This window comes from Dietzia sp. CH92, assembly GCF_032248695.1.
Lineage (GTDB): Bacteria > Actinomycetota > Actinomycetes > Mycobacteriales > Mycobacteriaceae > Dietzia.
Genome location: NZ_JAVHXC010000001.1, coordinates 686,595 through 708,252 on the forward strand (window position 1 = coordinate 686,595; position 21,658 = coordinate 708,252).

Here is a 21,658-nt window from a genome sequence, read left to right on the forward strand (position 1 = left end):
CTGTCGGCATGAGTGAGCCGAGGTCGGACGTCCCGTCGCAGCGCCCCGCGGACCGCTACGCCGACGTCGATCGGGGCTCCGGCATGGCCGGAAAGGTCGTCGCCGTCCTCCTCGTCCTCCTGGTGGGCGCGCTGATCGTCGCCGGCGTCGTCACCATGTACCGCCTCAACGCCACCCCCGACATCGCGGGCGAGGCGACCGGGGTGGAGGTCGTGGACGACGGCCGGGTGGACCTCACGTTCACGGTCACGCGCGAGGAGCCGGGCACGCCCGCCTACTGCATCATCCGCGCGCAGGAGGAGTCGAAGGGCGAGCTCGGCCGGCGCGAGGTGTACGTCCCGCCGTCGGAGAACACCACCGTCGAGATCACCGCGTCGGTGTTCACCAGCGGCCGCGCGTTCATCGCGGACGTCTACGGCTGCGGCGACGACGTGCCCGACTACCTGCGCAGGTAGAACGCCCGGGCGTGACGCTCCGCCGCCCACTCGCGGGGCGGTCGGTGTGTTAATATCGACGCTTCAGCACGGCTCCCTTCGCGCGGGGCCGTGTTTTTCTTAGTTCACGCACGCGAACAGATTGGAGTGCGCTCATGGCGAACGACACCCAGGTCCACTGGCTGACCCAGGACTCGTACGACCGCCTCATGGCCGAGAAGGAGGCGCTGATCGCCAACCGTCCGGTCATCGCCGCCGAGATCAACGAGCGGCGCGAGGAGGGCGACCTCAAGGAGAACGCCGGCTACCACGCCGCGCGCGAGCAGCAGGGCCAGGAGGAGGCGCGGATCCGCACGATCGACGACCTGCTGGCCAACGCCCAGGTCGGCGAGACGCCCACCGAGTCCGGCGTCGCGCTCATCGGCTCCGTCGTCCGCGCCTACTACAACGGCAACGAGGACACCAAGGAGACCTTCCTCATCGGTACCCGCGGCGAGGGCTCCGGCAAGGACGACCTCGAGATCTACTCGCCCGACTCGCCCCTGGGCAAGGCCGTCCTGGGCGCGAAGAACGGTGAGACCCGCGAGTACACCGCGCCCAACGGCAAGACCGTCAAGGTGACCATCGTGACCGCGGAGCCGTACCAGAGCTGACCTGCTCCGTGGCGACCCCGGTGGTAGGTTCTTCACGAATGTCGGGTCGCCCAGACGTGCCCGAATCAGCGCCGGCGTAGCAGGAGTTCCACGTGTCAGACGGTTCCCAGGACAGGCCCCACGGCCCTGCCCCGACGATCGAGGCGGCCGCAGCGAGGGTCCTGGGTCCGGCACTCCGGACCGGCCAGTCGCCGTTCGAGGACGACCTCTACACCTGGACCCCGGAGGTCGCGGAGGAGCTCGCCCGCCGCCTGGACGCCGACCCCGCGGACGACGCGGGCGGCACCGGCGGCGGGCCGGGCTCCGGGCTGCCCACCGGCGGGTCCGCGGCCCCCGGTTCGACCCGCTCCCCAGTGATGCAGGCGCTGCACGACCAGCTCGAGGGCGCTCCGCGGCCGGTGATCCTGCTGGCCGCGGAGCTGCTCTACATCCAGCAGCTCCCGCTCTCCACCGTCACGGCGCGCCTCAAGCGGGGGCGTGTCCGTGACGTCCTGTCCTGGATGGACGAGGCCCCGCAGATCCCCGCCGACCTCGACGAGGTGCTCACCGAGAAGGGCCCGCTCACCGGCGGGTTGGGCTTCAACGTGCAGATGCGCGAGCACCTGCGCTGGCTGTGCTCGTTCATCGTCCACTGGGCCGAGCTCGACGCCTCGGTCCGCGACGCCGCCCTGTCCGACCCGTGGGAGTTCCAGCGGGCCGCCCGCTCGACGCCCGGGGACTGGCGGGCCATCCGCTACAGCCTCCAGTACCTGGTGTGGCCCGGCTACTTCCAGCCGATCGTCAAGCACGAGCACAAGACCCGCATCCGCGACGCGTTCGCCGACCTCATCGGCGGCCCCTCCGGGATCGACGAGCTGGACATCGACCAGGACCTGCACCGCATCTCCGAGGTCCTGTCCGCGCAGCTCGGGCAGCCCGTCGACTGGTACCGCGGATCCGTGGCCAACCAGTGGCAGCGGCACCGCGACGACCACTCGCGCCGCGCCTGGCTCGTGCGCCCCGGCCGCGGCGGCGTCGGCCAGTCGGGCCAGTGGGTCGCGCAGAACCGCATCGCCCTGCCCGCCTCGCACCTGCCGCGCATCCCCGCGCACGCCAGTCGGCTCGAGGTCTCCCAGGCCGTCGAACAGGGCTACCCGCACCTGGACTACCAGGCCCGGTTCCAGCTCACCGCGGAGCTGCACACGTTCCTGTCCCGGATGAGCCCGCAGGACGTGGTGGCCACCGTCGCCGACGCGAAACTGCACCTCGGCACGCTCACGGACGACCTCGGTTACGTGGACGACGGCGGGCAGCAGCTCGAACGGTCCGTCCTGTGGAGCGCGGTGACCCTCGACCTGGAGTCGCTGCCCAGTCCCCTGTCCGAGCTGATCGGCGAGCCCGGCACGGTCGTGGACCTCACCGACGGTCTCGACGCGCTGCTGTCTGCCATGCACCCCGGCCGTCACTCCGCGGAGTCGCAGGTCGCCGAGGCCCCGGCCGCTGGCGCTGTGCCCACCCTGCCCGAGGTCACCGACGAGCTGGCCGACGGCCTCCACATGCCGCGCGAGGAGCTCCAGGAGATCGTCGACACGCTGCAGCAGCGTCAGCAGATCGTCTTCTACGGCCCGCCCGGCACCGGCAAGACGTACCTCGCCCAGGAGCTCGCCCGGTTCCTCGCCGGCCCCGACGACCCGAGCCGCGTCCAGCTGGTGCAGTTCCATCCCAGTTACGCCTACGAGGACTTCTTCGAGGGCTACCGGCCGACCCTCACCGAGTCCGGTCAGCCCGGCTTCGCGCTGCAGGCGGGCCCGCTGCGCAGGCAGGCCGCCCGGGCCACCTCCGAGTCCGGCCGCGAGCACCCGAGCTTCCTCATCATCGACGAGATGAACCGCGCCGACCTCGCGCGCGTGTTCGGCGAGATGTACTTCCTGCTCGAGTACCGCGACCGCACCGTCCTGCCGCAGTACTCCCCCGACACGTCGTTCCGGCTGCCGCGCAATCTGTTCATCATCGGGACCATGAACACCGCCGACCGCTCGATCGCCATGGTCGACGCCGCCATCCGCCGCCGCTTCGCGTTCATGGAACTGCACCCCGACACCCCGCCGGTCGCGGGTGTCCTCCGCCGGCACCTCGAGGCGCGAGGGGCCGGTTCCGAACCGGCGGAGCTGCTCGAGGCCCTCAACTCGGAGATCGACGACTCCGACCGCGACCTGCGGATCGGCCCGTCGTACTTCATGAAGGACCAGGCCACCGAGCCCGGCGGACTCGAGGCGATCTGGCGATTCGACCTGTTGCCCCTGCTCGAGGAGCACTACTACGGCCGGCTCACCCGCGCCGAGGTCCACGAACGCTTCGGCCTGGCGGCACTGCGCCGCAAGATCGGGCGGGCGTGACCACGACCTCGACGGGTCCGGGGTCCTCACAGCTGATGGCCCTGGAGTTCGACGAGTTCGACCGCCGCGGCCGGCTCGTCACCCTGAGCTGGGAGGGCGCACAGCACCTGTCGCAGACCGGCCTGGTGGAGGTCCTGCCCGCCGGCCGCGACACGTGGCGGCTCATCCCCAGCGGCGCGGTGGGCTCGGTGCGGGTCGAGGGCCTGTCCGTGCGGGTGCTGCCGGCCGCCAGCCTCGGTCTCACCCAGTTGTTCTTCCTGCTCGACCACGCGGCCGACGACGCGTTCCTGTCCTCGGCCGTCCAGGCGCGGGACGACGACGAGCTGTGGTCCTCCGTCGCCGAGTCGATGGCCCGGTTGGCGCACCAGGCCCTGTCCGCGGGACTGCTGCGCGGGTACCGGCGGGTCGACGAGGCGCTGACCACCGTCCGCGGCCGGATCCGGCTGGGCGATCAGATCCGCCGACACCCGGGGATGACCATCCCGCTGGAGGTCACCTACTCGGAGTTCACGCCGGACATCGCCGAGAACCGCATCCTGCGCACGGCCGCGCACCGCCTGCAGTTCCTGCCGGAGCTACCGGACGCGACCCGCCGCCGGCTCGCGATGGTCGACGCGCGCCTGTCCGACGCCTCGCTCATCGGCCAGAGGGCGCCCGTGCCTTCGTGGACGCCGAGCCGGCTCAACGCCCGGTTCCAGGACGCCCTCGCGCTCGCGGACCGCATCGTGCGGCGCATCTCCGTCGAGGTCGAGGACGGTCACGCCGCGTCGGCCGCGTTCGTCACCGAGATGCCGGCGCTGTTCGAACGCTACGTGGAGGCGGAACTGACCGCCGCCCTCGACGGGCGGGGCGGCCGGCTCCTGCACAACCCCGTCGTCAACCTGGACTCCGGCACCGAGGCCGACGGCGACGCCCCGTCCGGTCGGCACCGCGCCCCCGCCGGCGACGGTGACCACATCTCCGTGCGCACCGGGTTGGTGTACGAGGTCGACGGCGAGCCGCTCACCACCTTCGTCCCGACCTACCCCACGGACCGACGGGCACGGGCGGCCGAGCACTACCGCCTGCTGGCCGCCTGCACGGCGCTCGGCGTGGACCGTGCGTACCTGGTGTACCCCGCCCAGCGCCGCGACGACTCCCCGCAGCCGCGGCGGATCGTCCACACCGACATCTCGATCGTCGAGTACCCCGTCGACCTGTCCGGAGGCCCGGCGGACAGCCGCCGGGCTATCGTCGAGTTGGCCGAGCACGCCCGCACGTTGGCCTGCACACCCGCCGCCCGCCACCGCACGGAAGGGAGACGACACGCCCGATGAGCGACGCCGACGATCCCGCCCGCAGCAGACTCCTGGTGAGCCTCGCTCTGGCCACGGTGGGGACGGTCGGCGCCTATCGCGGCGCGTACGAGGTGCTGGCGCAGCAGGCGAAGATCGCGCGCCGCGTCATCCCCAAGCCGACCGCGCGGCCCTACGACGGGGACGGGCTGTACCGGCCGGGCGCGGCGTCCCCGGACCCGTGGCGTCCCGGCCTCGCGTACGACGTGCACATGATGGTCTTCGGCGACTCGCTCGCGGCGGGCCTGGGGGCCGACTCCCCCGACGAGCTCCCCGGGGTCCTGCTGGCGAGGGGCCTGGCCGAGGAGTCCGGCTGGAACGTGCGGCTGAGCATCAAGGCGATCGTCGGCGCCACGTCCAAGGGCCTGGCCGGGCAGATCGAGGCCATGCAGGTCGCCCACGGCAGACCGGACATCTCCGTCATCCTCATCGGCGGCAACGACATCACCTCCCGCAACGCCATCGGCCCCTCGGCCCGCCGCGTCGGTGACGCCGTGCAGGCCCTGCGCGAGGGCGGCTCCCACGTCGTGGTGGGTACGTGTCCGGACCTGGGCATCATCAAGCCGGTGCCCCAGCCGCTGCGCTCGGTCATGGCCACACTGAGCCGCCGACTGGCCGCCGCGCAGACGGTCCAGGTGCGCAGGGCCGGCGGGGTCCCCGTGTCGCTGGCCGAGACGCTGGCGCCGGAGTTCCACCGCCGCGGTGAGAGCCTGTTCTCCCCCGACCGGTTCCACCCCAACTCCGCCGGGTACGAACTCGCCGCCGGCCTGCTGCTGCCCGCGGTGTGCGTGGCTCTGGGCGTGTGGGACGAGGCTCCCCGGGAGCAGGCGCCGCACGACGCCGCCGAGGCCGCCGAGTCGCTCGAGGCGGCGGAGGACGCCGCCGAGGCCGTCGGACCCAGCGACCCCGCCGCGCCCGCGGAGTCCGGCGAGCACCGTGAGTCCGTGGTCGCCCGCCTCACCAAGCGCCTCACCGACTTCGTGCGCACCCACGAGGGCGGGGACCGCGCGGGCGAGGATGAGAACGCGTTCCTGCATAATGGAGACGTGGACGGTGATCCGGAGAGCACGGGGGACGCCCGCGAAGCCGCGGACACCCTCCGCCGCCGGAGCCGGATCCTCCGGTTGGCACGACCGACCCGGGACGACCCCCGCCCGGACGACCGCCCCGACCCCAGCTGACCCTCATCTGCATACAGAGCACCCACCAGAAACAAAGGAGCCTTCCATGCCGGAAGCCGTGATCGTCTCGTACGCCCGTTCCCCGATCGGGCGCGCCAACAAGGGATCCCTCGTGGGCATCCGCTCCGACGACCTCACCGCCCAGATGGTCAAGGCCGCCCTGGACAAGGTCCCCGCGCTCGACCCCACCCAGGTGGACGACCTCATGCTGGGCAACGGCCTGCCCGGTGGCCAGCAGGGCTTCAACATGGCCCGCGTCGTCTCCGTCCTCGCGGGCCTGGACACCGTCCCGGGCACCACCGTGAACCGCTACTGCTCCTCCTCGCTGCAGACGACCCGTATGGCGCTGCACGCCATCAAGGCCGGCGAGGGCGACGTCTTCATCTCGGCCGGCGTGGAGACCGTGTCCAACTTCGCGGCGGGCACCTCCGACCACATCCCGGACACCAAGAACCCCGCGTTCTTCGAGGCCATGGACATCACGGCCAAGCGCGCCGAGGGTGGCGCCGACACGTGGACCGACCCGCGTGAGAAGGGGCTGCTTCCCGACGTCTACATCCCCATGGGTCAGACCGCCGAGAACGTCGCCCAGATCACCGGCATCACCCGCGAGGAGCAGGACCGCTGGGGCGTGCGCTCCCAGAACCTCGCCGTGGCGGCCGTCGAGAGCGGCCACTACGCCAACGAGATCACCCCGGTCACCATGCCCGACGGCACCGTGGTGACCAAGGACGACGGCCCCCGCCCCGGCACGACCTACGAGAAGATCTCGCAGCTCAAGCCGGTGTTCCGTCCGGACGGCACCATCGCGGCCGGCAACTGCTGCCCGCTCAACGACGGCGCCGCCGCCCTGGTGATCATGAGCGACACCAAGGCCAAGGAGCTCGGCCTCACCCCGCTGGCCCGCATCGTCTCCACCGGCGTGTCCGGCCTGTCGCCCGAGATCATGGGCCTCGGCCCCGTCCAGGCGGTCAAGAACGCCCTGCGTTACGCCGGCAAGTCGATCTCGGACATCGACCTGTTCGAGATCAACGAGGCGTTCGCGGTCCAGGTCATCGGCTCGGCCCGTGAGCTCGGTATCGACGAGGACAAGCTCAACGTCAACGGTGGCGCGATCGCGCTTGGACACCCCTTCGGTATGACGGGCGCCCGCATCACCGCGTCGCTCATCAACAACCTCCAGGCCAAGGACAAGCAGTTCGGCATCGAGACCATGTGCGTCGGCGGCGGCCAGGGCATGGCGATGGTGCTCGAGCGCCTCAGCTGATCCCACGCCCCTGACGGGGCAAGCACGAGCGTCCCGGCCACGACCTCCTCGAGAGGCGTGGCCGGGACGCTCTTCTCGTTGGCCAGGGGGCCGGGTCCGCTCCGGCAGGCGCCGTGGCCCCGCCCCGCATCCGGTCACCGCCCCGGCCGCAGCGACCGCAGTGGGCCACCTCCGCTGGCAGTCTGCGCGGCGGCATCGCGTCTCGCCCGGCGGCGTCGGTGAAACCGAGCACTCCCGCAGCGCGACTGCCGTGACTCACGCTGCCTCGCGGGCTTGTGCTGGCGCGGTGGTCCCTGGCGCCAGCACAACCGGGTCGGATCTGTGCATCTCGCCAGCGCGGGTCACACGCGCAGCGCACCCAGGGGCAGATACGCTGCCCCGCTGCTCGGAAACGGGGCGCGACACGAGTCGGCACCGGCCTGCGCTGGCGGGCAGTTCGGCTGCGCTGCCGGGCTGCTTGGATGCGCTGTCCCGCTGCTCGGCTACGCAGCGCAATGCGGGGCGGCGCCGGCCAGTGCGGCCCGTGCGGCCCGAGCGGCCCGTGCGGCCCGAGCGGCCCGTGCGGCCCGAGCGGCTCATGCGGCCAGTGCGGCCCGTGCGGCCCGTGCCCCGCCGGCACACGAATGTTTTGGCGCCACTGGCCCACTTCACGCGATGGACGTCTGTCCAGGGCGGATCGCCCACTGTCGTACGCGGGCATTACTCTTTCCTCAGTTACCAGTCGTCACATCGGAGTCTCATGCCCACCCTTTCATCGTCGTTCCGTCGCGCCGCGGGTGCTGGCGCGCTCGCCCTCGCCCTGGTCGCCGTCTCGGTCGCGCCCGCCACCGCGGAGGACGGTCGGTCCGGCTCGTCGTCTTCCGTGGGCGAGGTCGCGTTCGACGCGGTCTCCGGGAGCCTCGAGCAGCTCCCCGTCGGCTCGACCGCCGCGCTGCTCGGTTCCGTGGGATCGTCGGATGTCCCGATCGTCCCGATGTCCGTGGAGGAGGTCGGCGTTCCGTCGGAGGTCGACCCGTCCATCACCGAGACGGAGTTCCTCGGGATCTCGCGCTATGACGGCCCGGGCGACGTGTACGAGTACTGGTCGGTCCAGTCCGCAGCGATGCAGCGCGTGGTCACCGTCGAGGTGGTGCGCTCCCGCGGCGAGGGTGCCGCTCCGGTGATGTACATGCTCGACGGCGTCGGGGCGCCCGAGTACAGCACGGGCTGGAATCACGTCGCGGACATCCACGAGGTGATGGCGGACGAGAACGTCCACATCGTCAACCCGGCCGGCGCCTTCGCCTCCTTCTATTCGGACTGGGAGAAGGAGGACCCAGTCCTGGGTAACCACAAGTGGGAGACGTTCCTGACGGAGGAGCTGCCCGCGATCGTCGCCGCCGAGCTGGACACCAACGGTAGGTCGGCGATCGCCGGCAACTCCATGGGCGCCCAGGCCGCGATGCACCTGGCGGCCCAGCATCCGGACATCTATGACGCCGTGATCGCCCTCAGCGGCAACTACTCGACGCTGGATCCGCTCGGCTACCAGACGGTACGCCTGAGCGTCGTAACCCGGGGCGGGGACCTCGACAACATGTGGGGACCGCGCGGCAGCGAGCGGTGGCGTTACCACGACACGATCTCGCACCCGGAGAAGCTGCGGAACACGGCCGTGTACATGTCGGCCGGCAACGGCGACATCGGGCCGGAGGACCCGGGCGAGTACGGCAGCGAGCAGCACGCCATGTGGTTCGGCATCGTGCTCGAGCGCGGCGTGAACGAGGCCACCAGGAAGTTCTCCCGGGCGTTGACCGACGCCGGGGTGACGCACCGCGCGGACTACGGCACCACCGGCCTGCACAACTGGGCGACCTTCATGCGGTACTTCGACGACGGCTGGGAGTACATCAAGCCCGCCCTGCAGAACTGATCCCGGCCCCGCAGACGCCGACGGCCCCGGCTCCCTTCGAGGGGAGCCGGGGCCGTCGGTCTTCCGGAGCCGGCCCGGTAAGTCAGGCCGGGCGGCGACTCGTGTCGGTCACTCGCGGAAGTAACTCATCAGGCGCAGGATCTCGACGTAGAGCCAGACCAGGGTGACGGCCAGGCCCAGGGCGACGCCCCACGCCATCTTGGCCGGCGCACCGGCGCGCACGAGGCGGTCGGCGTTGTCGAAGTCGAGCAGGAAGCTGAACGCAGCGAGGCCGATGCAGACCAGCGAGAAGACGATGGCGATCATGCCGCCGTCACGCAGCGGGTTGAAGCCGAACAGCAGCGCGCCGAAGAGGTTGCCCACCATCAGGACGAGCACGCCGATGAGGGCGGCGGTCATGAAGCGGGTGAACTTCGGCGTGACGCGCACGGCACCGGTCTTGTAGACGAACAGCATGCCGCCGAAGACACCGAACGTGCCGAGTACCGCCTGACCGATCACGGCGGCGGCGTCCGCGCCGGCGATGTCGAAGGTGAAGATGTGCGAGACGGCGCCGATGAACAGGCCCTCGAACGCGGCGTAGATCAGGGTGACGGGCGCGGAGTCCATCTTGCGGCCGAAGGTGGCCACGAGCACGGTGATGAACCCGCCGATGCCGCCGACGAGCAGGAGCGGCATGGCCAGTCCCATGTCGACGGACAGGAAGTAGGCGATGAGGCCCACGACGCCGATCACCCCGAGGGTGATGCCGGTCTTCGAGACCACGTCGTCGATGGTCATGGGCCGCGTGTCGGCGGCGAACTGCGAATGCGCCTGGGGCGCACCGTAACCGGGCTGGGCTCCGTAGCCCGCCTGGCCGTACTGGCCCTGCTGGAACGCGCCGCGTCCGGCGGCACCGAACTGGGTGGCGCCGCGGGCGCTGTCCGTGGACAGGGAACTGAAGACCGGATTGCTGCTGCTGCGCATCGAGGTCCCTTCGGAAGTTGTCGGGGAAGGTCGTTTATCGAGAGTCCCCGCCGGGTCACCGACGAATCACTCGTCACTGTTCAACGCACGGGTCAACCTGTGTGTTCCCGGCGCCGGCCCCCATCCTCTCGCACCGATCCGCGCGCCGGCCATCCCGCACGCCCATCGACAGTTAACGATATGTCGTTGACTATCTATGGCATGACGTAGATACTCGTTGCCAAGGGGCTCGCACCGCGGGCCCGACGAGCAGAGGAGACGGCGATGACTGACGACGACATCGGTCACACCCCGGAGGCGTTCGGCCACCCGGGGACACGGGGCCGCGGCGGGCATCCCCGTCGCGGCGGTCGGCCGCACGGACACCGCGGCCATCAGCGCGACCATCGCCACGGTCACGGGCACGGCGGCGGCCCCTTCGGCCCGGGCGGACCCTTCGGTCCCGGCGGGCCGTTCGGACCCGGCGGGCCGTTCGGTCCGGGCGGGCCGTTCGGAGCGGGTGGACCGTTCGGGACGTCCGATCCGGGCCGCGGCGGTCGGCGCGGGCCCCATCAACGACGACGACGAGGAGACGTTCGACACGGAGCGCTCCTGCTGATCGCCGAGGAGCCGCGGAACGGCTACGGCATCATCCGCGAGCTGGCCGAGCGCAGCGGCGGGACCTGGCGGCCCAGCTCGGGCGCGGTGTACCCGGCGCTGGCGTTACTGGAGGACGAGGGCCTCATCGAACCCGCGGCGGACGCCGGGCCGAAGCACTACCGGCTCACCGACGCCGGACGGGCCGAGGTGGACTCCCTCAGCGGCCGCCCCGCACCGTGGGAGGACGCGACCGAGGAGGCCGCGGCGGGCCTCGGTGGGAGCACCGAGCTGTGGAAGGCGTTCGGCGACGCGGCGATGGCCGTGCGCGCGGTCGTGCAGACCGGGGACGCCGCCGTCGGGGCCGCCGCGACCGAGGAACTGGTCGCGCTGCGCAAGCGGCTCTACGGTCTGCTCGCGGACGCCGGCGACTGACCGCTGCCGCGGCGCGGTCCGCGGCAGCGGTCGCGAAGGCGGGAGGGCGTCACTCGCAGGCGACGCCGTCGTTGTCGCGGTCGAGCTTCGAGGCGTACCCGGGCTCGCCCCGGTAGATCGGAGCGGCGCCCGCCGCCCGCGCCTCCGAGCAGTTCGCGTACGACGCGGACTGCGGAGCCGGCTCCGCCACCGGGGCCGGCGCGTAGGTCTGGGCGGGCGCCGGGGCGTAGGTCGGCTCGGGGGCGACCGTGGAGGCGGGTGCCGGCTCCGGCTCGGCCGCGACGGGAGCGGCCGGGGCCGATGAGGTGCTGGTGGGGGCCAACGTCACCGTGGTGGTGGTCGTCGACCGGACGGTGGAGGTGACCGTGCTGGTCGCGATGGCGCCTGTCGCCGCCGCCGGGCTCGCCGCGGGAACGGGCGTGGGCGTCGTCGCGGGCATCAGCGCGGCGCCGGCGACGAGCGCGGCGGCCGAGACGGACCCGACGAGCGGCCACCGGCGCGCGTAGGGGGCGAGCGGGGTGCTCCATGTGAGGGGGCTGAGCGCGTCCGCGGACACCTGGCCCGACATCGACTGCGCCGCGAGCGCGGCCTCCCGGTCGAGACGGTAGTCCTCCTCGGCCCGGGTGCGGTCCTTGTGTTCGCACAGGATCCACCACCCGCCGGGGCCCGCCGCGGCCAGGCCCACCAGCACCCCGGCCAGCGAGGCCAGAGCCCCACCGCCGGCGGTGCCGATGGACGCGACCAGTATCAACCCGCCCACGACCACACCAGCCCAGGCGAGGGCCCGCTTCCAGACGGGCGGCGCGATGTACGTCGGTTCGGACAGGGTCGGGTGCGCCGGGGACGGCAGGACGATCGGCATGCTCGCGGTCTTTCGAGGAGGGAGGAGGGGTCTGCGGAGCGCCCATGGGGCGCCGCGCGGTGGAGATGTGAACACTACTCCACCGCGCGACGCCCGCCAAACAAATCCTTATCTCGGACGTGGGCTCACCCCAGGGAGACGTTCCGGTTCCACGACCGGGCGGTGCGCCACATGCAGAAGCCGGCCAGCAGGACCATCGCCCCGATGAAGCCGATCGGCATGACGTCGCCGGTGTTGGCCCCCGCCGCCAGCTCGTCGACGAGGTTGAACGACACCAGGCCCACCTCATCCCCCATGCGCACCCCGAACGGCAGCACCGCCATCCCCAGCAGCGACAGCGCCTGCATGGCGATGTACACCAGCACGAACACGACGATCGGCCCGCCGGCACCGAGCCCGGCCAGTCGGCGCTCGTGGCCGATCGAGACGGAGAAGTAGTAGAACACCGGCCACACCAGCACCCAGGCGAGCATCACGAGCACACCGGCGACGATCATCCACGCGGGCGCGGCCGCGGTGACGGCGTCCCACAGGTCGACCAGCCCGGCCCACGACGGCCCGGGCGCCTCGGAGATCCGCGCGAAAGCCCACCACGCGACCAGCGCCAGGATCACCGTGAGCACGATCGCCGCGAGCGACGCGAGCATCGCCCAGGCGAGCTTGACCCGGTAGATCCGGGCCCCACGGATCGGGAGGGAGTGCGTGAAGTACCCGGTCCGTCCGTAACCGGAACGCCAGTAGTCGGCGGCCAGCACCAACTGCGTCGCCGGGACCGCGGCGACGGCGGCCAGGAAGCCCAGCGCCATTCCGAGCGGCGACAGCAGCGGCCATCCCGAGGCACCGAGCAGACTGCCCACCACCCCGACCAGGGCGATCAACCCGAAAAGGGTGGCGAGAGGGCCTCGCGTGCGCAGCCATTCGTGGGTGACGAGCGTTGTCGTCGTCGCCGTCCTCGGGGTCGCGGTCGACGGTGAGGGGGTCGCGGTGGTCGCGGTCATCGGTACGTCTCCTTGAAGATCTGGTCGAGGCTGGCCCCGTGGCCGCCGCGGAGGTCGTCGGCGTCGCCGGAGAGCAGCACGCGGCCGTGGCGCATCATCACGACCGCGTCGAGGACGGGTTCGAGGTCGTGGACGAGGTGGGTGGCGATGACCAGCAGGGAGTCCTCGGACAGGGTGCGCACGATGCCGTCCACGATGAGCTGGCGCGCGGCCGGGTCGACGCCGGAGATCGGCTCGTCGAGCAGGAAGACGCTCGCGTCGCGCGACATGGCGAGCGCGATCTGCACCTTCTCACGCATGCCCTTGGACATCTCCTTGAGCCGCATGGCCTCGCTCAGTCCGAAGAACCCGATGAGGTCGCGCGCCTTCTCGGGGCGGAAATCGGCGAAGAAGTCCGCGTACAGGTCGAGGCAGTAGCTCACCCGCGCCCGGTCGGGCAGGAAGCTGGTGTCGGGCAGGAAGGACACGAGCGCCTTGGATTCGGGGCCCGGTGCGTGACCCGCGATCCGGACGTCGCCGGTGTACCCGGTCATGACGCCGGCGAGGATCTTGAGCAGGGTGGTCTTTCCGCAGCCGTTCTCGCCGAGCAAGCCCACGATCCGCCCGGAGGTGAGGGTGAGGTCGAGGCCGTCGAGGGCGGTGACGGGCCCGTACCGCATGGTCAGGCCGGAGGCCTCGACAAGTGTGGTGGGCTCGGTCATGTCAGGCGTCTCCGGTGTCTGCATCGGTAGTGGGGTGGTCGTCATGGCTGTCCCATCTGGAGTCGAGTAGTGCGCGGGCTCTGTCCGGTGTCATGCCCAGGCCGCGCACGCGCCGGACGTAGGCGTCCGCGGCGTCGGTGGCGAGGTCGGCCCGGACCTCGTCGATCCGGTCCTCGTCGGTGGTGACGAACCGGCCGGTCGCGCGTTCGGAGCGGCACAGGTCGAGTCGCTCGAGTTCGGCGAGGGCGCGTTGGGCGGTGTTGGGGTTGACGCCCAGGTCGGCCGCCAACTCGCGGACGCCGGGCATCCTCGCGCCCGCCGCCCAGTCCCCGGTCACGATGCGCCGCGAGAACTCCTCGACGAGCTGCACCCAGATCGGGGACGAGGTGTCGAACTGCATCATCGCCCCGCTTCCGTGTTGCTGTATTAGGTGATTAATACAGTGACACCGCCGCGTGGCGTTGTCAACGCCGGGCGTGGGTTCCGGTGGGAGAGAGACGAAGTGACGACGACGACGAGGTGTGCGGCGGCGCGCGAGTGGCTGGTCTGCCGGGCCTGCGTCAGGGCGTCCGCAGACGCAGTCTCACCCGACGAGCGACGCCAGTGGCCCGTCAGCGCGGGCGGGGTTCAGGCAGCTGTCCGGCATCGTCGCCAGCGAGCACCACGCAGACGGGAGCACCGGACGGTAGCCCGGTTCCACTCCCCCGGCCGCGATGATCTCGCGGTAGGCCTCCACCCCGGAGGTCGGGTGACGGGTGAGCGCCGGGTCGGACAGCGCGTCCACCCGGTACAGCCCGAAGCGGGCGGAGTAGTCGCCCCACTCGTAGTTGTCGACCAGCGACCAGTGGTTGTAGCCGATCACCGGGTAGCCGTCGGCCACGGCGCGCTGCAGCCAGAAGACGGTGTCGCGCAGGAAGTCGCCCCGCTCAATGGCGTCCGCGCGGTGACCGTCGCGGGTCGGCATCCCGTTCTCCACGATGTAGATCGGCTTGCCCGGGTACGAGCGCGCGTAGTGCTGAATCGCCTCGTAGATCCCCTCCGGCTGCGGGCGGACCGCGGCGAAGTCGTCGACCGCCGCGTGGGCCGCGGTGAGGTTGTTCAGCGCGACGCCGTAGTAGTAGTCGATCCCCACGTAGTCCACCGCGTCGGCCACCCGGTCCGCCACGAGGGTGTCGGTGAACTCGGTGGCCAGCGGCAGGTACGCCTCGTTCATCGTGACCATCGCGTGCGGGTCGGCACGGTGGGCGGCCGCGTAGCCGAGCCGGTGCGCGGCCTCCACCGCGTCGAGGAAGCGGGAGAAGTCGGGCGGTCCCACCCTCCCGATGGTCATCTCGTGCTTGAAGAACACCAGCGGCTCGTTGAACGTCACCCAGAGCGTCCCGTCGCCCGCCCAACGGTCGGTGACGAGCTCGGCGAACCGGCCGAACGATTCCACGGCTCCCGGGGCGAGCATCCCGCCCTCGTCGGCGAGCCATCCCGGGTAGACGAAGTGGACCATGGTGATCATCGGCGTCATGCCGCGGGCGCGGATGGTCTCGATGATCCGGTCGTAGCGGGTGAGCGCCGCCTCGTCGTACTCCCCTCGCACCGGTTCGATCCGGGCCCACTCCACCGAGAATCGGAACGTGTTCACGCCCATCGCCGCGGCGTTCGCGATGTCCTCCGGGTAGCGGTTCCAGAAGTCCACGGCGTCGCCGACGGGATCTGACTGACCGGACGGCGAGGTCGCGTCCGAATAGCGCTTCCAGTTGGAATCGGGATTCGAGCCCTCCACCTGGAAACCCGACGTGGCCACGCCCCAGTGGAAGTCCGGCGCGATCGCCGGTCCGCCCGGACCGGCGTCTGCCGCGGCGGTCGGTCCGCCGGCGGAGGCGACCGGAGCGACGGCGGCGGGAAGAACCACCGTCCCCACCAGTAGCACCAGCGCGAGGAGGGTCGCCACGAACCGCGGCGCCGGCGTTGGACCCGTGACCTGCCGTGACGTGCGCTCCATGGCAGCACCCTAGGCGGGTCGGGCCCGTGGTGGGGGCTGATCCGCCCGGCTCGCCCGGGGGCTCAGGCCTGCCGCGCGCCCGCCCACCCCGGCCCGCGCACCAGATAGCCCACACGGTCGCGCCAGGTCTCCGAACGGAAGACGTCGCGGGCGATGGCGACCCACTCGTGGGTGGCGATGCGCAGCGGGTTGAAGGTGTTGATGTTGGTGGTGAGGCCGTAGACGACGTCCTCGCCCTCGGGTTCGTAGGTGCCGAACAGCCGGTCCCAGATGATGAGGATGCTGCCGTGGTTGCGGTCGAGGTACCGGCGGTTGCTGCCGTGGTGCACCCGGTGGTGCGAGGGCGAGTTGAAGATCTTCTCCAGCGGGCCGATCGAACGGACGGCCTCGGTGTGCACCCAGAACTGGTAGATGAGGTTGACCGCGCGGGCGTCCTGCACGATCGCCGGGCGCACGCCCAGCAGCGACAGCAGCCCGTAGGGCACGTAGATGGTGAGCGCTTCGGCCACCGGCTGACGCAGCGCGGTGGAGAGGTTGTACCGCTCGCTGGAGTGGTGGACGACGTGCATGGCCCACAGCCAGCGGCTCTCGTGGTCGAGGCGGTGGTTCCAGTAGTAGAGGAAGTCCCAGCCGAGGATGCCGACCGCGTAGGCGAGAGGTCCCGAGCCCAGGTCGAGGGGACTGCGGCGGAACAGCGCCGTGCTCGCGGTCTGGGCGCTCCACAGCGTGGAGACCATGACGACCGTGGACGCGACGGCGGACACGGCCGCTCCCCCGGTGATCCGCCGCAGGGCGGGCGGGATGACCGCGCCGCGCTCGAGCGGGATGGCCGCGTCGCGCTCGGGTGGTAGCCCGCCGTCACCGTGGGAGCGGACCGACGACGACGATGATGATGACGACGACGACGCCACGGTCCCCGCCTCCGCCAGGCCCGGCCCGCGGTGGCGGCGGATGAGGTCTCCGGCGCTGGCCACGGCGGCCGAGGCCAGGGCGACGCCCATCACCGCCTTGGCGTAGCGGCCGGTCCGCGGGGTGAGCGGGGCGAGGAGCCTCTCCGTGAGGTACGGGGCGATCAGGCTGCCGACGCCCATCGACAGGCTGGCCATGGTGTCGGCGAACTCGTAGTCCCCGGCTCGCTGGTCGGGGGCGGGATTGCGCCGCTGCCAGGCGTATTCGGCCGCCATCGACCCGATGAACGCGGGGATGGCCAGGACCGTGAGATCGACCTTCATGGACGCATCATATGACGCCGGTCACAGACCGGCGCGGGCCCGGCGCCGTGTCCGTCAGTGCGCGGCGGGCGCGGTCGCGGGGCCCTCGGTCTGCGCGCTGTTGCGGACGAAGAACACCCCGATCACCGGGATCAGCGAGATGACCGCGCCGAGGAGCAGCGCGTTGTGCACGCCGGTCATCTGCGCGGCGGCGTCCCCCAGTCCGGATTCGGCGCCGGACACGATGCCGAGCGTCATCACGGTGATGAACAGCGCGGTCCCGGTGGCCGCCGCGACCTGCTGCAGGGTGTTGAGCAGTGCGGAACCGTGCGAGTACAGGTGCGGCGGCAGCGACCCGAGCGCGGAGGTCATGAGCGGCGAGAACAGGAAGGCCAGCCCCACGCTGAGGACGATGTGCCACGTCACGACGAGGGCCAACGAACTGCCGTCGGAGAAGGTCGTGAACATCCCCCACAGTCCCGCGGAGGCCAGGATCGAGCCGGGGATGATGAGGGGGCGCGGGCCGATCCGGTCGAAGGCGCGGCCGACGAACCAGCCGAGGACACCCATGATCAGGCCGCCCGGCAGGAGGGCGAGTCCGGAGTTCAGGGTGTTGGTGCCCAGCACCTGCTGCATGTACAGCGGGAGCAGGATGAGGGTGCCGAAGAGCGACATCATCGAGACGAGCATGAGCACGAGGCTCACGGTGAAGGTGGCGAACCGGAAGGCCCGCACGTCGAGCAGTGCGAAGTCCTTGAGCGAGAGCTGACGCCATACGAACACCGCGAGGGCGACCGCACCGATCCCGACGGGGATCCACGGCGAGATGAGAGCGTTGCCGCTGGCGGCCTCGCCGATCGAGCTGAGACCGAAGATGAGTCCGGCGAAGCCGACGGCCGAGAGAACGCCGGAGAGGACGTCGAGCGGGATCGGCCGGGGTTCGGTGACGTTACGGATGAGGACCGCTCCGGCCACGAGCGCCACGATCCCGATCGGCAGGACCGACCAGAACATCCACCGCCAGCTCAGGACCTCGAGCACGAGGCCGCCCACCGTGGGACCGATCGCGGGCGCGACGGCGATCACGATGGAGATGACGCCCATGGTGCGGCCGCGGCGGTCGGCCGGCACCACGTTGAGCACGGTCGTCATGAGGAGCGGGATCATGATCGCGGTGCCGACGGCCTGCACGACCCGGCCGGCGACCAGCATCGGGAACACCACGGCCAGCGAGGCGAACAGTGTCCCGGCCGTGAACGTGCTCATCGCGATGACGAACACCGACCGCAGCGGCAGTCGGACGAGCAGCCACCCGGTGAACGGGATGACCACCGCCATGGTGAGCATGAACGCGGTGGTGAGCCACTGCGCGGTCGCGGCGGTGACCGCGAACTCCACCATGAGCTCGGGCAGCGCCACGGACATGATGGTCTCGTTGAGGATCACCACGAACGCGGCGCCGACGAGCAGGGCGATGAGGCGCACGGTCGCGGCGGGAAGGGCGGGCGAGCCCTGCGCGGCGGCCGGCGCGCCGGCGGTGGGGTGGGCGGAGACTTCAGACGTCACGGTCGTCCTCTGGGATTGCGGTGTGAGAAGAGAGCAGAATCCGGCGCCGGTGGGCCGCGCACGGGAACCCTCGCACTGTACTCGAACGCTCGACCAGAGCGCCGCTCATGTGACAGCCGTAACCGCCGGGACGAGGCGCGGGACCAGGCGGACGAGGACGACCATCGCGACGAGCTCGACGAGGGTCTGGGTGACGACGACGAGGGGCGCCATCTCGAATTCCGCCGGCAGCGCCAGCACGAGCGGGAGGACCACCAACGAGTTGCGGGTCGCCCCGCTGAACGCGACCGCCCGCCTGCCGGGCACGTCGAGCCCGGCCAGTCGCCCGGCCAGCACGCCCACGGGCACCATGACGGCCACGAACGCCGCGTACACCGGGACGACCATCGCCAGCGCCCCGAGCCGCTCGCTGACCGCGGCGATCTGGGACGCCACGACCAGGGCGAGAGTGGCCACCATGAGCGGGACCATCGCGGCCACCGCTCCCCGCATGAGCGCGCCGGCGGCGCGTGCGCCGGGGCCCGCGGCCCGGGCGGCCGGGTCGCCGGAGACCGCCGGGGAGGCGGCGCGCTGGGTGAGCGCGGCCGCCGCCATCGGCACCACGATGAGCAGGAGGAAGGCCTCGACGAACGGGCCCGGCTCCACGGCGTCGACGAACCCGGCCCCGAGGAAGGCCCACAGGTACAGCGGCAACAGCGCCATCTGGGCGAGCATGAGCAGCGGCGTGGCCGCCAGCAGGCGCCGGGTGTCGGCACCGGCCAGGCCGGAGAACACCAGGACGTAGTCGATGCACGGCGTGAGCAGGACGAACAGCACGCCCACGAGCAGGACGCGGTCGTGCGCCACCACGCGCGAGAGCAGCCAGACGACGGGCGGGACCACCACGAAGTTGACCGCGCCGATCGTCGCGAGGAACCGCCGGTCCCGCAGGCCGCGGCCGACCTCGCGGAAGGGGATCCCGAGGAACGTCGCGTACAGCAGGAGCGCGAGCACGGGCTGGATCGCGAGCTCAGCCGGGCCGGCCACCGCGGGCACGAGGAGTCCGACGACCCCGCCGACCCCGAGCCCCGCGAGGTACAGCGCCACCTGATGGCGCTCCATCCACTCCACGCTCACGTACGCGACCCTCCCCTCCCCCGCCGTCGGGCCGTCGGCGCGTGCGGACCCGTCAGGCAACAGGTCTACCCTGTAGCCCGTGGAGACGCGGACGCTGCCGGTGTACGAGGCGGGGTCGGCCGTGATGCCGCACGTCATCACCGGCATGGACGAGCTCGTGCACCACGACACCGAGTGGGAGCCGCACTCGCATCCCACCCACGAGCTGCTGTGGAACCGCGCCGGCGCCTCGACCGCGACCATCGGCGACCGGACGTGGACCATCACCCCGTCGGTCGGCCTGTGGATCCCCGCCGGGATCCTGCACTCGGCCGCCGCCCCCGCGGGCACGTGGTACCGCACCGCGCACGTCGATCCGCGGACCGAGTCGCCGGTGCCGGGCAAGCCCGTGGCGGTGGAGATGACCCCCCTGCTGACCCTGCTGCTGGAGCGGCTGGTGGACCGGACGCTGCAGCAGCGGTCGCGCGAGCTCACAGAGCAGATGGTCTTCGACCTGCTCGAGCCGTCGCCGTACGCACTGCTCGTGCAGCGCCCGGACGCCGAACTGCTCCGCCCGATCGTCGCCGCGCTGGAGGCGAATCCCGGTGACCCGCACTCGCTGTCGGAGTGGGCGACGCGCCTCGGCGTGAGCGAGCGGACCATCACCCGGGCCTTCCGCGCCGGGACGGGACTGAGCTTCGGCGCATGGCAGGCGGCCTTCCGCGCGCAGCAGGCCGCCCTGCTCCTCGGCCGCGGGATGTCCGTGGACGAGGTCGCCGCCCGGGTGGGCTACAGCTCCGCGAGCGCGTTCGGCGCCGCGTTCCGCCGGACCACCGGGCTCACGCCGGGCCGGTTCCGCGAGCCCGGCGTGTCCGAAGCGCTACATCCCGCGTCCTGATCAAGCGATTGCGTCGCTGACCAGCGCCGTCGTACCGTCTTAGGTGAGCCTCACCTAAAGCCCACGCGAGTCGCGGACGGCCGGAGTGAGCAGTCCTGCCGTCCTTACGAGAGTGAGAGAGTCGCCCTGATGCGTTCTCGCGGAGTTGTCTCCTTTGTCATCGCCTCCACCGCCGCCCTGGTGCTGACCGCGTGCGGGTCGTCGTCCGACGGCACGTCCGCCGGTGACACCAGCCCGGCCGCCGGATCCGCGGAGTACCCGATCGTGATCGAGCACGCGCTCGGGACGACCACCATCGAGGAGGCTCCCGAGCGGGTCGCCACCGTCGCGTGGGCCAACCACGAGGTGCCGCTCGCGCTGGGCGTCGTCCCCGTGGGCATGGCCGCGGCGAACTTCGGCGACGACGACGGCGACGGCCTGCTGCCGTGGGTCGAGGAGAAGCTCGACGAGCTCGGGGGCGAGACCCCGGTGCTGTTCGACGAGACCGACGGCATCGACTTCGAGGCCGTGGCCGACACCGACCCGGACGTCATCCTCGCCGCCTACTCGGGACTGACGCAGGAGGACTACGACACCCTCTCCGAGATCGCCCCGGTCGTGGCGTACCCCGAGGAGGCGTGGGCCACCTCGTGGCGCGACGTCATCACCTTCAACGCCACGGGCCTGGGCCTCGAGGCCGAGGGCGCCGAGCTCGTCTCGCGCATCGAGGGCGAGATCGACGAGGCGACCGCGCAGTACCCCGAGCTCGAGGGCACCGCGACGATGTTCATGACGCACGTCGACCCGACCGACCTGTCGACGGTGAACTTCTACACCGCCGCCGACACCCGCGCCGCGTTCTTCGAGGACCTGGGCCTGACCACCCCGAAGGCCGTGGCCGAGGCGTCGGCCGGCGGGAAGTTCTCCGGCAGCGTGTCCGCCGAGCAGCTCGACATGTTCGACGACGTCGAGCTCATCGTCACCTACGGCGACCAGGAGCTCGTCGACACCCTTCGCGCCGATCCCCTGCTGTCGCAGATGCCGGCGGTGAAGAACGACGCGATCGTGTTCCTCGACGGCAACGGCCCCACCGGCACCGCCGCCAACCCCACGCCGCTCGCCATCTCCTGGGTGCTCGACGACTACGTCGCGCAGCTGGCGGAGGCCACCGGCAAGTGACCGAGCCGCACGGCACCGGGCCCGTGACCGCCGAGTCGGACAC

At 71.5% G+C, this 21,658-nt stretch carries 19 protein-coding genes; 10 read left to right on the forward strand and 9 right to left on the reverse strand.

The genetic code is table 11. The features are described 5' to 3' along the window. Nucleotides 1–8: 8 nt before the first annotated feature. From RWK90_RS03275 to RWK90_RS03305, 7 genes are all read left to right on the forward strand, one after another. On the forward strand, nt 9–455 hold the full coding sequence (locus tag RWK90_RS03275) for a DUF4307 domain-containing protein (RefSeq protein ID WP_314034618.1): 447 nt from the start codon (nt 9–11) through the stop codon (nt 453–455). Between the two features lie 134 nt (nt 456–589). Beyond that, a complete protein-coding gene (gene greA, locus RWK90_RS03280; protein WP_314034620.1) occupies nt 590–1,087 on the forward strand; it encodes a transcription elongation factor GreA in 498 nt (165 codons plus the stop codon). Between the two features lie 92 nt (nt 1,088–1,179). Further along, complete coding sequence (locus RWK90_RS03285; RefSeq protein WP_314034622.1) at nt 1,180–3,462, forward strand: AAA family ATPase; 2,283 nt, start codon at nt 1,180–1,182, stop codon at nt 3,460–3,462. Further along, nucleotides 3,459–4,778, forward strand: coding sequence for a 5-methylcytosine restriction system specificity protein McrC (locus RWK90_RS03290; RefSeq protein ID WP_314034624.1), 1,320 nt, complete (start codon nt 3,459–3,461; stop codon nt 4,776–4,778). The genes RWK90_RS03285 and RWK90_RS03290 overlap by 4 nt, the downstream gene beginning before the upstream one ends. Next, nucleotides 4,775–5,977, forward strand: coding sequence for an SGNH/GDSL hydrolase family protein (locus tag RWK90_RS03295; protein ID WP_314034626.1), 1,203 nt, complete (start codon nt 4,775–4,777; stop codon nt 5,975–5,977). Before RWK90_RS03290 ends, RWK90_RS03295 begins: the two co-directional genes overlap by 4 nt. 46 nt (nt 5,978–6,023) lie before the next feature. Further along, the gene (locus RWK90_RS03300; protein ID WP_314034627.1) at nt 6,024–7,244 is read left to right on the forward strand and encodes an acetyl-CoA C-acetyltransferase; all 1,221 of its coding nucleotides are present in this window, start codon (nt 6,024–6,026) and stop codon (nt 7,242–7,244) included. Between the two features lie 739 nt (nt 7,245–7,983). Then, a complete protein-coding gene (locus RWK90_RS03305) occupies nt 7,984–9,156 on the forward strand; it encodes an alpha/beta hydrolase family protein (protein WP_314034629.1) in 1,173 nt (390 codons plus the stop codon). Nucleotides 9,157–9,264: 108 nt separating this feature from the next. Here RWK90_RS03305 and RWK90_RS03310 read toward each other — a convergent pair whose 3' ends face one another. Continuing rightward, nucleotides 9,265–10,122, reverse strand: coding sequence for a Bax inhibitor-1/YccA family protein (locus tag RWK90_RS03310; protein WP_314034631.1), 858 nt, complete (start codon nt 10,120–10,122; stop codon nt 9,265–9,267). Nucleotides 10,123–10,386: 264 nt separating this feature from the next. Here RWK90_RS03310 and RWK90_RS03315 point away from each other — a divergent pair, with 264 nt between their 5' ends. Then, on the forward strand, nt 10,387–11,133 hold the full coding sequence (locus RWK90_RS03315; RefSeq protein ID WP_314034633.1) for a PadR family transcriptional regulator: 747 nt from the start codon (nt 10,387–10,389) through the stop codon (nt 11,131–11,133). A gap of 49 nt (nt 11,134–11,182) precedes the next feature. Here RWK90_RS03315 and RWK90_RS03320 read toward each other — a convergent pair whose 3' ends face one another. The 8 genes from RWK90_RS03320 to RWK90_RS03355 form a co-directional block, all read right to left on the reverse strand. Then, on the reverse strand, nt 11,183–11,995 hold the full coding sequence (locus RWK90_RS03320; RefSeq protein ID WP_314034635.1) for an excalibur calcium-binding domain-containing protein: 813 nt from the start codon (nt 11,993–11,995) through the stop codon (nt 11,183–11,185). A 125-nt stretch (nt 11,996–12,120) separates the two neighbouring features. Beyond that, a complete protein-coding gene (locus RWK90_RS03325; protein WP_314034637.1) occupies nt 12,121–12,993 on the reverse strand; it encodes a hypothetical protein in 873 nt (290 codons plus the stop codon). Beyond that, entirely contained in the window at nt 12,990–13,694 is a 705-nt protein-coding gene (locus tag RWK90_RS03330) for an ABC transporter ATP-binding protein (protein ID WP_314034639.1), read from the reverse strand. The genes RWK90_RS03325 and RWK90_RS03330 overlap by 4 nt, the downstream gene beginning before the upstream one ends. Before the next feature lies 1 nt (nt 13,695). Further along, nucleotides 13,696–14,097 (reverse strand): GntR family transcriptional regulator, encoded by a 402-nt coding sequence (locus RWK90_RS03335; protein WP_314034641.1) that lies wholly within the window; start codon nt 14,095–14,097, stop codon nt 13,696–13,698. A 180-nt stretch (nt 14,098–14,277) separates the two neighbouring features. Beyond that, nucleotides 14,278–15,687, reverse strand: coding sequence for a family 1 glycosylhydrolase (locus tag RWK90_RS03340; protein WP_314034643.1), 1,410 nt, complete (start codon nt 15,685–15,687; stop codon nt 14,278–14,280). A 62-nt stretch (nt 15,688–15,749) separates the two neighbouring features. Beyond that, complete coding sequence (locus tag RWK90_RS03345; protein WP_314034648.1) at nt 15,750–16,919, reverse strand: sterol desaturase family protein; 1,170 nt, start codon at nt 16,917–16,919, stop codon at nt 15,750–15,752. A gap of 54 nt (nt 16,920–16,973) precedes the next feature. Next, nucleotides 16,974–18,464 (reverse strand): MDR family MFS transporter, encoded by a 1,491-nt coding sequence (locus RWK90_RS03350; protein ID WP_314034650.1) that lies wholly within the window; start codon nt 18,462–18,464, stop codon nt 16,974–16,976. 105 nt (nt 18,465–18,569) lie between these two features. Further along, nucleotides 18,570–19,565, reverse strand: a complete 996-nt coding sequence (locus RWK90_RS03355; RefSeq protein WP_314034652.1) for a bile acid:sodium symporter — start codon at nt 19,563–19,565, stop codon at nt 18,570–18,572. A gap of 94 nt (nt 19,566–19,659) precedes the next feature. Between RWK90_RS03355 and RWK90_RS03360 the strand changes: the two genes are divergently transcribed. Both RWK90_RS03360 and RWK90_RS03365 read left to right on the forward strand, forming a co-directional pair. Beyond that, nucleotides 19,660–20,457 carry an AraC family transcriptional regulator gene (locus RWK90_RS03360; protein WP_314034654.1) on the forward strand — a complete coding sequence of 266 codons (798 nt, stop codon included), beginning with the start codon at nt 19,660–19,662 and terminating at the stop codon, nt 20,455–20,457. Between the two features lie 129 nt (nt 20,458–20,586). Then, nucleotides 20,587–21,615, forward strand: coding sequence for an iron-siderophore ABC transporter substrate-binding protein (locus RWK90_RS03365; protein ID WP_314034656.1), 1,029 nt, complete (start codon nt 20,587–20,589; stop codon nt 21,613–21,615). Nucleotides 21,616–21,658 lie beyond the last annotated feature (43 nt).